Genomic DNA, 13,087 nt, shown 5'->3' on the forward strand with positions numbered 1-13,087 from the left:
AAGCAGGGATTTGATAGTCGGTTTTTAGGTTGTCTTTTATAGTAAGAAGGTGGGGTTAGTCTGCAATGGTTACAAACAAACCTTCGTCTGTTTTAGAAACTTTGGCAGCGCCTAGTTTGGTAAGACCTTTAAGGCCTTTGTCCCATCCTTTGTTACTTAAACCTGCTGCAGCTTTAAGTGCGCCAAGTTCTTGTGGGCTTTCCTTTTTAAGGAGGTCGTAAATTGCTTTTTCGTTCTCGTTAAGATCAAGTGCCTTCTTTTCTGGTTTCATCTGTGGGAAGAACAGTACTTCTTGTATAGACTGGTTATTAGTCAAGAACATAATCAAACGGTCCATCCCTATTCCCATTCCTGAGGTAGGAGGCATTCCGTACTCTAATGAACGCAAGAAGTCATAATCTATAGAAGCTGTTGCCTCGTCATCACCACGCTTTGCAAGTTCTAGCTGTGCCTCAAAACGCTCACGCTGGTCGATAGGGTCGTTAAGCTCTGAGTATGCATTTGCAATCTCTTTACCACAAACCATCAACTCAAAACGTTCTGTAAGTTCTGGGTTATCACGGTGCTCTTTACATAGCGGGCTCATCTCTTTAGGGTAGTCTGTGATGTAGGTAGGCTGTATGTAGTTGCCCTCACACTTCTCACCAAAAATCTCATCGATGAGTTTTCCTTTACCCATAGTCTCATCTACCTCGATACCCATGCCTTGTGCAGCAGCGCGTATCTCATCTTCTGTTTTATCAAGAATATCAAAACCTGTAAAGTGCTTGATACTATCTGCCATGGTTACTCTAGCATACGGTGCTTTAAAATCTACTTCGTGCTCACCAAAGGTTGCCTTTGTAGTTCCGTTTACTGCCATCGCACAGTGTTCTAGTAACTGCTCACAAAACTCCATCATCCAGTTGTAGTCTTTATAAGCTACATAGATTTCCATTGCGGTAAACTCTGGATTGTGCGTGCGGTCCATCCCTTCATTACGGAAGTTCTTTGAGAACTCATACACACCTTCAAATCCGCCAACAATGAGACGCTTTAAGTACAGCTCATTTGCAATACGCATATATAATGGCATGTCTAGTGAGTTGTGGTGCGTCACAAATGGTCGTGCTGCAGCTCCTCCAGCAATAGGCTGTAGGATAGGAGTCTCTACTTCAAAATATCCTGCGTTGTTAAAGAAGTTACGCATCGCATTAAAAAGCTTGGTGCGTTTTACAAATACTTCTTTTACGTGTGGGTTTACAGCAAGATCTGCATAACGCTGGCGGTAACGCATTTCTGGATCTATAAACTCATCATAGGTGTTACCCTCTGCATCTGTTTTAGGTAATGGTAATGGTTTAAGTGCTTTACTCAATAGTGTGAAACCAGTAAGTGATACCGTAATCTCACCTACTTGTGTAGTAAACAACGTTCCTTCTACACCAATGAAATCACCTAAGTCAAGAAGCTTTTTAAATACCTCGTTATAGTGAGACTTATCTTCTCCCGGGCAAATCTCGTCACGGTTAAAGTATAATTGTATGCGACCTTCACCATCTTGGATCTCTCCAAAAGATGCAGAACCTTGAATCTTCTTTCGCATCAAGCGACCTGCCATCACTACCTTCTCACCCTCTTTATAATTTCCGATAGCCTGTTTAGAGCTATGAGTAACGTGGTATTGTGCTGCTGGATAAGGATTGATTCCTATTTCGCGCAAGCGGGATAATTTTTGACGGCGTACTTGTTCTTGTTCTGACAGTTGCATACAGTAATAATTCTTTTATATTTTTTGCAAATAAGCGCTACGCATAAATAGCGGTAGAGCGGCGCAAAGATAGTGATAGCCCGCTCAGAAATCAACATTGTAACAATCTGAAAATTATGTCGTCTTATTAAGTACATCAATCAACCTTTCCTGCCGAAGGAGAGGATCAAAAAACTTCACTTATGAGTATCTGGCGTGTCTTACTTGCCATCTTTTTTCCACCACTAGCTGTAATAGGCAAAGGATGTGGGTCTGTATTAATAGTTTTCTTACTTTGGCTCTGTGGCTGGGTGCCAGGCGTAATCGCAGCACTCGTAATATTAAATAATCCAAAAAAATAGGAATGAGTAAAAATGTTTATGGACTGCTAGTAGTGCTCTTAGTGTTACTGGTGAGTTGTAGTATGCATGAGCGTATTGTTTTTAATGAAGACATGGGAGGTCGTTATGAATCTAAATTTGACCTATCACAAATCATGGCAATCGCTGCTCAAAGTGGAGCGAGTAATCCAGAAAAGAAGAAGGAAAAGATGGACACTACCATGGTGTTTAATGACTTTCTAGAAATCTATAAGGATAGCATTGCCACATTACCAGCTGCACAGCAGGAGAATTTGAAAGCACTTAAAGACTTTGCTATGAATATGAATATAGACGAGGAGAATGGCGTAATGGTACTTACTGTTATAAAAGACTTTAAAGAGTTTAAGGAAATAGAGCGCATCGCATATGATGTAGATAAAGTATTTGAAAGCGCAAAGAAAACCACACCAGGCGGAGAGCAAGCAAGTAGTAGCCCAGCAAATAGTATGCTGAGTACAAACAAGGTGATCTATACTTTTACCGATAATACCTTTAGAAGAACAGACCCTAAAGCGCTATCAAGACACCTAGAAGGCAGCAGCGAATTATCTGAAAAGACGAGACAAGACGTAGAGGATGCCGTTTTTAAAGATGAGAATGGAGAAGCCGAAAACAATATGATGAAAGAGATGGTACTAGGTATGGACGAAGTACTAGATCAATCTACTATGCAACTAGAATACGTATTCCCAAGAAAAGTAATCTCCGTATCTCAAGAAAACGCAATAATCTCAGAAGATGGCAAAACAGTAACCTTCTCCATAGACTATAAAACCCTACTAGAAGGAACAGACAAGACCTTAGAAAACTTTGAGGTGGTTCTTGAGGATAAATAAGTCACGATAATTATTATAAAGACCTTCTACTATATGGTAGGAGGTTTTTTTAGTTTTTAAAAGATTTCCCCGTCCTTGAAGGGTGGTTTTTTCACAACTCGCGGACATCTCCCCAACCCCTCTTCGAAGAGGGGCTTCAATTTTTGCAACTTCGTTGCAATTTTTATGTGAGTATTTCTGTTTGTGGAGAGATGTTTTCAAAAAGCCTTCCCAACCCTAAAGGGTGGCTTTTTTATTTTTTACAAGCCGAAAACATCTCCCCAACCTCTCTTCGAAGAGGGGCTTTCATTTTTTGCAACTTCGTTGCGATTCTCATTTGAGTGTTCCCCTCTTTGAAGAGGGGCTAGGGGAGATGTTTCATAAGAGTAATCACATACACCTACTAAGAACAGAGTAGATGATTCCAAACAGATTTTATTGAACAAAGATTTTTCCACCCTTCAGGGCGGGGAAAAGAAAAATCGTTGTATTCACTTCTTAAGAAAAAGGGATTTTAAAAGTTGAGATATTTTTTTATGTTTCTGCGTACCTTTGCGCCGTGAATAAAAATATCATTTTACAGGACCTCGGAAATCGAGATTATAAGGAAACTTGGGACTACCAAGAGACGCTTTTTAAGAAAACGGTGGAGATGAAAATTGCCAACCGTAGACAAAACGCCGGACTGGTAACTCCTAACCATTTCTTGTTTGTAGAGCATCCTCATGTGTTTACTTTAGGCAAGAGTGGTGATCTTTCTAATTTGCTTGTCAGCGAAAAAGAGCTTGCCGAGAAAAAAGCTAGTTTTTATAAGATTAACCGCGGCGGAGATATCACGTATCACGGTCCCGGACAAATCGTAGGATATCCTATTCTTGATCTTGATAGCTTTTTTAGAGACATTCACAAATACCTGAGATTGCTAGAAGAGATGGTAATTCTCACCCTAGCCGAATACGGACTTAAAGCCGAACGTTCTCCAGGAGAAACGGGTGTGTGGTTTGATGTGGGAACTCCGTTTGCACGTAAGATTTGTGCCATGGGTGTGCGCGCTAGCCGCTGGGTAACCATGCATGGATTTGCATTAAACGTAAATGCAGACTTAGGCTACTTTGACCTGATGATTCCTTGCGGGATAAAAGACAAAGCAGTGACCTCTCTCAATGTAGAGCTAGGTAAAGCAAGGGTAGATGAGGCAGAGGTAAAAGAGAAATTACTTAAACACTTTACAGCGCTCTTTGAAGCCAACTTCATAACTCCAGAAGCGGGCGCGGAATATATATAAGGACGACGCGCTAGTTAATCTTGTAAATCAATACCGAGTTACTACCTCCCTGAGTTACAAAACCTAGAGACTTATTGCTTCGTAAAAAGCCAACATCTGCCTTAGAAGTTCCATAGATAGGAAAGTTAGGTAGTAATACACCTTTATTGTCATAAATATAGACTTCGCTAGATTCTGTATTGGTGATAGCAATGTATTGTGATTTTCCAGTGCTTGAGATGCTAGGTGAAGTATAGGTGCCAAAGGCAATCTCTCTCTTCTTACCATTTACCACAAGATTGTTTTCTCTCAAACCTACTTTCAGTTTACCCTCAATAGCGATTTTTGAATCAGATTGAAAATCTGAAATACTCTGGGTAAGCTTCCCAGAGGTGTTAATGCTCACTTTCTCACCATTAACTGTAAAGGTTTCAAAGTTGTTGCCATACTTATATATAGGAGTATCTCCAAAGTTGATTTTTTCTTTAACGTCAATTCGCGTTTTTCCTGTGCGATTTAAGATGTGCAGCTTCCCGCTATTCTCGGCAATCGTGATATAATCTTTGTTACCTATGCGCATATGTGCTGGAGGATATAAAATTGCACTTCCTGCTTCTCTAAAGGTAAATCCAGAAACAGCTTTTGCATTTTTATCATACATCAGTACTTTATCTTTTTGTACGATGACAAAACGGTAATTACTGTTATTGTCATAGTCGAAGATAGAAAGCGGTTGCGTGATGTTATCTTTAAAAGAGAGCGGATAAGGACTCACTTCTTTACCATTACGATCCAACACATAAAATGAAGATGGCGTGGTAAAAGCGAGTTGCAATCTGCCATTGCGGTATAGATCTATCTGCTGCACCTCACCTAGTATTTGACCATCTAGGTCTTTTTGCCACAATACTTTTCCTGCATTACTTATTAGATATAGCGTGTTGTTTATGTCTTGAACCACTACATCCTTTCCATTAGTACGATGATTTGTTACTAGCTGCGGCGTCATTGTGATGTCTGCGCTTAGTTTTACATTGGCAATTTGAGCAATATTTGCATCTGTAGTGGCCTCGTCGTTCTTGAGAATTGCCATATTTAGTAGTAAGTAGTCCTTTTCTTGTATGAGCTGTAGCGCGCTATAATCATAGCCATCCAGAGTGATATCTTTTAATACTTTTTGACCATCTTCTGAGGCGAGCTCTTTATATGCATTACTGCTCAGACTAGAAATATGTAAATAACTAGACGCACGACTTAAAGTGCTTTCCGTGTTCTGGAAGGTAGCGCTGTTAGATAGGGTTGCTTTATTCTGATAGTTGGCAATTACAGTTTCTAGCGCTTCTTGATTTTCGGCAAAAAGATAGAAGTCATCTATAGATGCGTATAAAGTAGGAGATGAAAGATTGAGTAGAGGTGAGTACGCTTTCGCGAAAGCGGAACCCATATTAATCTCATAGATGGAAACCTTTCTAAATTCGGCTTTTTCTGAAGCGCTCGCAAGTTCATTGCCGGTAACCGTAATATCTGTAGAAACTCCCACTATTACTTTTCCTTTAGGCAGATGAATCATTCCTACCTCTGAGAAACTAGCAAAAAGATCCTCACGTGCAAGCGTGTATTTAGAGAGGTCTAGTTTCAAAAAATCTGCTTTACTAGATTTAAACTGCTGCCAGTCGTCATAGGTGATAGCCTCTACAGCAATTGCAGCCGTAGGAGTAATAGATGCAATTCTATTCACTACCGGTTGTGTGTCTTTAAGTAAACTCAATCTTTGTGATGTAGAATCTTGCACCAGCGCAACACCACTCAGTCTGATGTCATTGTTATCCAAGTCAACATCTGCCGCAGTCCAAGAAAACGAATTTTTCAGCGCATTTGCTGTTGCATTAGGAAATAGACTCTTATACAAGCTAGCACCTTCTGATCCTCTTATAAATATAGAAGCCGTAGCGCTATTGCTAGATGAGGTGTATGCTTTTTCAAAAAGGTCATCTTCATAGATCTCTGTGTTATCCTCTCTTAATACATTTTCTAAAAGGATTTTTGATGTACTAGCAATGAGCACGTCCTTATATATAAGATAATGTGCGGTTACGCCTAATGTTTTAATAGTTGGGTTCTTAAGTGCTGCTTCTTTCATGAGTAACGAGTCTCCTTTAAAAAGCGAAGCATGCGCTTTTGTAATCATACTAATGTCATAGTCATTACGGCCTAGTTTTGTATAACACAACAAGGTCTCGCCGTCTGGTTGTATGTCTTTAAACAATGTCTGCCCTTTAACTAGGGTTTTATAAAGTGCCGTAGGAGCTAGCTCTTGTATAAGGTCATTATTTACAAGTGCACTTTTAAGATCCTTAAAGTCATTAGTCTTTATAACAACCGCCGCTTTGCGAGGTATATATTTAGTAAGAGAAGATGATGCCTTTGGTGTAGTGTCGCAACTAGCGAGAATAACAAGGCTAAAAAGTATGTAAAAGAAAGATTTCATAAGTGCGCTTAAGGTGGGTTCAAAAATACAACCTCAGTCTTGAGAACTTCTTGAGAACCTCATATTGTTATTGACTACTTTTTAAACAAGGGATTAGCTGTTATTCTTAAACGTAAAATCTAGTTCGTATTGTTCTGGAAGTAACTTAAAGCTCTTGCGATGATACTTTGTAATACCATATCTGCGTATAGCCTCTCGATGTTCCTTGGTGGGGTATCCTTTGTTTTTCTTCCAATTGTACATAGGGAACTCTTCGTGTATGAGATTCATATATTCATCACGAGCAGTTTTTGCAATAATAGACGCAGCAGCAATAGGCAAGTATTTTCCGTCGCCCTTTATAACTGTGGTGTGGTCAATCTTAGGAAAAGGTTTAAACCGATTGCCGTCTACAAGAATGTGTTGTGGTTTTTTTTGCTTTCGCGAAAGCGTACCTATCATACTTTCAATACTGCGGTGCATTCCTAAGATGGAAGCATTAAGGATATTAATATCGTCTATCTCACTCATCATTACATGAGCAAATCCGATAGCAATTGCTTGTTCTTCTATAATAGGTTTGAGTAATTCACGTTTCTTCTCTGTGAGAAGTTTAGAATCTGTAAGTATCTCGTTAATGAAGTCGTCTGGAAGCATTACGGCAGCAGCCGTAACAGGGCCTGCGAGGCAGCCACGGCCAGCTTCGTCCGTGCCACATTCTATGAGATGAGTATGATATTTGAGTTTAAGCATCTTTGTGGAGCTGAAAATACGAGGTTCGAGGATAAAAATGTAATTTTGACGCTATAATTTTTTTGTATGAGAGGAGTTTTGATTTTATTATTTTGCTTGTTGCAAACCATGCTTTTTGCTCAAATTTCTCGGATCCCTACTAAGGGGTCATCTACGGGTATTATACAGCAAAACGATAATAATGATCCTCTTAATGCCAGAGAGGTTTCTTCTACTAATATCAAGAAGTTTGAAAGACCACCCGTTGAGGATTATAAAATCATATCAATTGCTAGAGATACTACGCATGTAGATACTACGCTTAATATAAAGAAGGATTACAAATTTAATTACCTGCGCAAAGATAGATATGGGTTATTGCCATTTGCAAATACTGGGCAAACTAATAACACGCTCATCTATAACTTTAATAATAGACGTACTACACCAGGATATATAGCGCAGGCTAGACATTTTGCATATATGGAGGTAGAAGATATTAATTACTACCACCTGCCTACACCGCTTACAGAATTGTTTTATAGAAGTGCCTTTGAGCAAGGGCAGCAGCTAGATGCCTTTTTTACTTTGAATATTCATCCACGACTCAATATGTCTATTGCATATAAAGGAGTGCGTAGCTTAGGTAAATATCAAAACGCCTTAACGAGTTCTGGTAATTTTAGATTTGCAGGAAGCTATCGTACTAAAAATGATAGATATCATATAAGAGCGCACTGGGTTGCACAAGATTTATTAAATCAAGAAAACGGCGGACTAACAGAGCAGGGTATAGAGCAGTTTAATAGTGGTGAAGGTGACTTTAGTGATAGATCAAGATTACCTGTAAATTTTGAGGATGCAGAAAACATACTTGACGGCACACGTATATATGTGAATCATCATTATAACCTTGTCCAGAAAAAAGATAGCCTCAAGGATTATAGTCTTAGAGTAGGGCATATATTTAATAGTGAGAATAAGTTCTATACATATAGACAAGATGCGGCAAATGCAATTTTTGGTGATGCATTTAGCCAGACTAGTTTTTCAGATAGAACAGATCACGAAGAAACCTATAATGAGATCAATGCTGTTTATGAAGATAAAAAACTAGGGCAGCTCAAGTTTCAAGCAAACGCTTTGTATTATGATTATGGATATAACGCAGTGCTTATTCAAGATGCAGATGGAGATGGTGTTTCTGAGCGTGTTCCTAATAGATTGCAGGGAACAAACATTGCTGTAGGTGGAGCCTACAAAAATAGGATTGGAGGATTTGATATAGAAGGAGAGGCACAGGTAAATGTGGTGGGTGATTTTGATGGGTACAATATATATGGAGAAGCGGGATATTCGATAGCAGATGATAAGCGATTCTCTGTGAGTATTCTTAGTAATGCAAGACAAGCTAGTTTTAACCACTTACTGTTTCAGAGTAATTATTTAAACTATAACTGGTCTAATCAAGACAACTATGCTACGGTAAAAACAAATACGCTAGCAGCGCAACTAGACGCAAAGAGTCTCGTAAATCTTGAGGCGTCTGCATCTACTATAAAGGATTACGCATATTTTGGACTTGGAGAAGACGGGCTTGTAGAGTCTCGTCAATCTGGAGAAGCGGTAAATCATTTAAAGATAAGTGCAAATAGAGATATCAAGTTTGGTAAGTTTAACCTAGATCTTACGGCCACCTATCAAAATGTAACAGGGGCAGAGGGTGTACTCAATGTTCCAGATGTAGTAGGTAGAGGTAGTTTTTACTTTACAGACCGTCTCTTTAAGAAAGCATTGTTTCTTCAGACAGGTATCACAGCAAACTACTTTACTAAGTATAATCTCAATGGTTATGATCCTATCTTAGCCGAGTTTTATGTTCAAAACACAGAAGAGCTAGGTAACTTCCCATTATTGGACTTCTTTATTAATATGAAAGTCCGCCAAACACGGATTTTTATAAAAGCAGAACATTTCAATAGTAGTTTTACTGGAAGCGACTTTTACAGTGCCCCTGGATATCCATATAGAGACTTTAATATACGTTTTGGTATTGTGTGGAACTTCTTCTTATAGGTAGTTTACGCTTTCGCGAAAATTTCTAGGGTCGTTTTTGCAGCTATTTGATAGTAGCTGAGGTAGGAATTGCTAGTTTCTTTGAGTTTATGGAGTGCAAAATAGAGTTCTTTTAGGTTGGTTGAGGTGTCAGTCAAATTATTTTAAAAGCTACTTCATGTGTTTACAGTGAGTTGCATATTTCCTTAAAATTTTCCTAAGAATATTCTTGTCAGATTAGAACTTCGGTGTATCTTTGCCACCCGCTTAACAGCAAGCGGTTGTTCTTTTAAATGTCTTTAAAAAGTTTGTTTTTATTTCTTCAAATTATTTTTAAAAAGATAGTTTGTAATTAGGAAAAAGGTTGTAGTTTTGCAGCCGCTAACAAATGGAGGTTATTTGGGAGTTATGTTCATTGCGATTGTTGCTTGATTTTAGAGGTTGAAAATTAAATTTTCGATTATTTTTAAGATTAAGTTGTGAGTTTAAAAAACAGTTGTATATTTGCACCCGCTTAGAGAAACAGTAATATATCTAGCGAAGTTCAAAAGTTTTTATTGAGATGTTTTGGAAGATTAGTTATTCTAATTTGAGGTTCGAATCCTTAGCATTTGCAAGAGTTTTCTGCTATTAATAGTGGTAGAGAAAGTTCATTGATTTATTGAATTGACAGCGCGTATTAATACCTTCGGGTATTATTACAAAGAATTTGAAAACTAGAAGTTTATTATTGACCAGATATTTCGAGTCGTGAGGAGTTAAATTTATTTACAATACACGATGAAGAGTTTGATCCTGGCTCAGGATGAACGCTAGCGGCAGGCTTAACACATGCAAGTCGAGGGGTAACAGAGGTAGCTTGCTACTTGCTTACCACCCGGCGCACCGGGTGCGTAACGCGTATAGAATCTACCTTATACTGGGGGATAGCCTTTGGAAACGAAGATTAATACCCCATAGTATGTTTGAATGGCATCATTTGGACATTAAAGTTTCGGCGGTATAAGATGACTATGCGTTCTATTAGTTTGTTGGTAAGGTAACGGCTTACCAAGACTACGATAGATAGGGGTCCTGAGAGGGAGATCCCCCACACTGGTACTGAGACACGGACCAGACTCCTACGGGAGGCAGCAGTGAGGAATATTGGACAATGGAGGCAACTCTGATCCAGCCATGCCGCGTGTAGGAAGACTGCCCTATGGGTTGTAAACTACTTTTATATGGGAAGAATAAGGTCTACGTGTAGACTGATGACGGTACCATAAGAATAAGCACCGGCTAACTCCGTGCCAGCAGCCGCGGTAATACGGAGGGTGCAAGCGTTATCCGGAATCATTGGGTTTAAAGGGTCCGTAGGCGGGCATATAAGTCAGTGGTGAAAGTCTGTGGCTCAACCATAGAATTGCCATTGATACTGTATGTCTTGAATTATTGTGAAGTGGTTAGAATATGTAGTGTAGCGGTGAAATGCTTAGAGATTACATAGAATACCGATTGCGAAGGCAGATCACTAACAATATATTGACGCTGATGGACGAAAGCGTAGGTAGCGAACAGGATTAGATACCCTGGTAGTCTACGCCGTAAACGATGGATACTAGTTGTTTGGCTTTCGGGCTGAGTGACTAAGCGAAAGTGATAAGTATCCCACCTGGGGAGTACGTTCGCAAGAATGAAACTCAAAGGAATTGACGGGGGCCCGCACAAGCGGTGGAGCATGTGGTTTAATTCGATGATACGCGAGGAACCTTACCAGGGCTTAAATGTAGATTGACAGGACTAGAGATAGTTTTTTCTTCGGACAATTTACAAGGTGCTGCATGGTTGTCGTCAGCTCGTGCCGTGAGGTGTCAGGTTAAGTCCTATAACGAGCGCAACCCCTGTGGTTAGTTGCCAGCGAGTAATGTCGGGAACTCTAGCCAGACTGCCGGTGCAAACCGTGAGGAAGGTGGGGATGACGTCAAATCATCACGGCCCTTACGTCCTGGGCCACACACGTGCTACAATGGTAGGGACAGAGAGCAGCCACTGGGCGACCAGGAGCGAATCTATAAACCCTATCTCAGTTCGGATTGGAGTCTGCAACTCGACTCCATGAAGCTGGAATCGCTAGTAATCGGATATCAGCCATGATCCGGTGAATACGTTCCCGGGCCTTGTACACACCGCCCGTCAAGCCATGGAAGCTGGGGGTACCTGAAGTCCGTCACCGTAAGGAGCGGCCTAGGGTAAAACTGGTAACTAGGGCTAAGTCGTAACAAGGTAGCCGTACCGGAAGGTGCGGCTGGAACACCTCCTTTCTAGAGCTTGTCCCTGTTATTGTGCGTTATATATTTATATGTAACAATATCAATAATACACAGCAAACGACTTACGACCGAAAGGTTAAAATAGGTTTTAGTTTTCAATAGCTGTCGATTTAATTTTAATAAACAAGTAAATAGTAGTTAGACTTTAGTATTGAGTTTTTTACTTAAGACTATTACTTAACAACTATAGATTGTTTAATTACAGTCTCATAGCTCAGCTGGTTAGAGCGCTACACTGATAATGTAGAGGTCGGCAGTTCGAGTCTGCCTGAGACTACTAATTAATAAGTAGACATATTTTAAAAGATATGTTTGATTGTTAGTTGTGCTTTCGCGAAAGCTTAATAAATCGTGATGTTCATTGTATTACATTTTGAAGGAAATTTTAGAAGTTGAGAATCATTACTTCGTCATTCGAAAACTGATGTCATCATCGGAATTTCATAAAAATGGGGGATTAGCTCAGCTGGCTAGAGCGCCTGCCTTGCACGCAGGAGGTCATCGGTTCGACTCCGATATTCTCCACCAAGATAGTTACTTTATAGTAATTATCATCCTTAGGTATAAAGGATATAGTTTTTAAAAACACAGGATTCACGAAAGTGCAATACGTTTTTATTTACATAGATTTTATACTGATTATGGGAAAACGTTCATTGACATATTGGGAAATAATTAAAGAATACGAGAAGTCGTATGTAACCTAGCCGGTTATATACGCAAGAATATGAATATAATATGATTAACTCATTATAATATAAAGGTTTATGTATTTTATACATAAGCCCTTAAAAGAGCAATAAGTACAATAAGCTAATTAAGGGCGTATGGGGAATGCCTAGGCTCTCAGAGGCGATGAAGGACGTGATAAGCTGCGAAAAGCTACGGGGATCTGCACACAAGAATTGATCCGTAGATATCCGAATGGGGCAACCCGGTATATTGAAGATATATCACCAGAAATGGGGCAAACCCGGAGAACTGAAACATCTAAGTACCCGGAGGAGAAGAAAACAATAGTGATTCCGCTAGTAGTGGCGAGCGAACGCGGATTAGCCCAAACCAGTAATGTTACGGCATTGCTGGGGTTGTAGGACCACGACATTTTGTGCTTTATGAATTAGAATACTTTGGAAAGAGTAGCCATAGACGGTGATAGCCCGGTATAAGTAAAGACAGTTACAGATAGTGGTATCCTGAGTAGTGCGGGGCACGTGAAACCCTGTATGAAACTGTGGGGACCATCCCATAAGGCTAAATACTCCTGAGAGACCGATAGTGAACCAGTACCGTGAGGGAAAGGTGAAAAGAACCCTGAATAAGGGAGTGA

At 39.8% G+C, this 13,087-nt stretch carries 7 protein-coding genes, 2 tRNA genes and 2 rRNA genes (1 of these 11 running past the window's edge); 8 read left to right on the plus strand and 3 right to left on the minus strand.

What is annotated here, in order from left to right:
- Nucleotides 1-55: 55 nt before the first annotated feature.
- Entirely contained in the window at nucleotides 56-1,750 is a 1,695-nt protein-coding gene (gene lysS / locus KRODI_RS08180) for a lysine--tRNA ligase (protein WP_013751128.1), read from the minus strand.
- A 182-nt stretch (nucleotides 1,751-1,932) separates the two neighbouring features.
- Between lysS and KRODI_RS15435 the strand changes: the two genes are divergently transcribed.
- The 3 genes from KRODI_RS15435 to lipB all read left to right on the plus strand — a co-directional run bounded on the left by KRODI_RS15435 (nucleotide 1,933) and on the right by lipB (nucleotide 4,212).
- Nucleotides 1,933-2,091 (plus strand): YqaE/Pmp3 family membrane protein, encoded by a 159-nt coding sequence (locus KRODI_RS15435; RefSeq protein ID WP_013751129.1) that lies wholly within the window; start codon nucleotides 1,933-1,935, stop codon nucleotides 2,089-2,091.
- Nucleotides 2,092-2,093: 2 nt separating this feature from the next.
- Entirely contained in the window at nucleotides 2,094-2,948 is an 855-nt protein-coding gene (locus KRODI_RS08185; RefSeq protein WP_013751130.1) for a hypothetical protein, read from the plus strand.
- Nucleotides 2,949-3,486: 538 nt separating this feature from the next.
- Nucleotides 3,487-4,212: a lipoyl(octanoyl) transferase LipB gene (gene lipB / locus KRODI_RS08190; RefSeq protein ID WP_013751131.1), complete on the plus strand. Its 726-nt coding sequence runs from the start codon at nucleotides 3,487-3,489 to the stop codon at nucleotides 4,210-4,212.
- Between the two features lie 10 nt (nucleotides 4,213-4,222).
- Here lipB and KRODI_RS08195 read toward each other — a convergent pair whose 3' ends face one another.
- Together KRODI_RS08195 and KRODI_RS08200 are read right to left on the minus strand one after the other, a co-directional pair.
- Entirely contained in the window at nucleotides 4,223-6,679 is a 2,457-nt protein-coding gene (locus tag KRODI_RS08195) for a ribonuclease HII (RefSeq protein WP_013751132.1), read from the minus strand.
- Nucleotides 6,680-6,772: 93 nt separating this feature from the next.
- Nucleotides 6,773-7,411, minus strand: a complete 639-nt coding sequence (locus KRODI_RS08200; protein ID WP_013751133.1) for a ribonuclease HII — start codon at nucleotides 7,409-7,411, stop codon at nucleotides 6,773-6,775.
- Between the two features lie 66 nt (nucleotides 7,412-7,477).
- Between KRODI_RS08200 and KRODI_RS08205 the strand changes: the two genes are divergently transcribed.
- The 5 genes from KRODI_RS08205 to KRODI_RS08225 all read left to right on the plus strand — a co-directional run.
- Nucleotides 7,478-9,466 carry a putative porin gene (locus tag KRODI_RS08205; RefSeq protein WP_041295659.1) on the plus strand — a complete coding sequence of 663 codons (1,989 nt, stop codon included), beginning with the start codon at nucleotides 7,478-7,480 and terminating at the stop codon, nucleotides 9,464-9,466.
- A gap of 756 nt (nucleotides 9,467-10,222) precedes the next feature.
- Nucleotides 10,223-11,748 (plus strand): 16S ribosomal RNA (locus KRODI_RS08210).
- 212 nt (nucleotides 11,749-11,960) lie between these two features.
- Nucleotides 11,961-12,034 (plus strand) — tRNA-Ile (locus KRODI_RS08215).
- A gap of 174 nt (nucleotides 12,035-12,208) precedes the next feature.
- Nucleotides 12,209-12,285, plus strand: a tRNA-Ala gene (locus tag KRODI_RS08220).
- 279 nt (nucleotides 12,286-12,564) lie between these two features.
- A 23S ribosomal RNA gene (locus KRODI_RS08225) occupies nucleotides 12,565-13,087 on the plus strand; it runs 2,304 nt beyond the window's last position.
- The 16S and 23S rRNA genes sit together here with 2 tRNA genes alongside, the layout of an rRNA operon.

Source organism: Dokdonia sp. 4H-3-7-5, assembly GCF_000212355.1.
Taxonomy (GTDB): domain Bacteria; phylum Bacteroidota; class Bacteroidia; order Flavobacteriales; family Flavobacteriaceae; genus Dokdonia.

Bases quoted from the DNA above. Each gene is read 5' to 3' on its own strand.
- KRODI_RS15435 (WP_013751129.1), top strand. From the start codon at position 1,933: ATGAGTATCTGGCGTGTCTTACTTGCCATCTTTTTTCCACCACTAGCT.
- KRODI_RS08200 (WP_013751133.1), bottom strand. From the start codon at position 7,411: ATGCTTAAACTCAAATATCATACTCATCTCATAGAATGTGGCACGGAC.
- KRODI_RS08205 (WP_041295659.1), top strand. From the start codon at position 7,478: ATGAGAGGAGTTTTGATTTTATTATTTTGCTTGTTGCAAACCATGCTT.
- KRODI_RS08185 (WP_013751130.1), top strand. From the start codon at position 2,094: ATGAGTAAAAATGTTTATGGACTGCTAGTAGTGCTCTTAGTGTTACTG.
- KRODI_RS08195 (WP_013751132.1), bottom strand. From the start codon at position 6,679: ATGAAATCTTTCTTTTACATACTTTTTAGCCTTGTTATTCTCGCTAGT.
- lysS (WP_013751128.1), bottom strand. From the start codon at position 1,750: ATGCAACTGTCAGAACAAGAACAAGTACGCCGTCAAAAATTATCCCGC.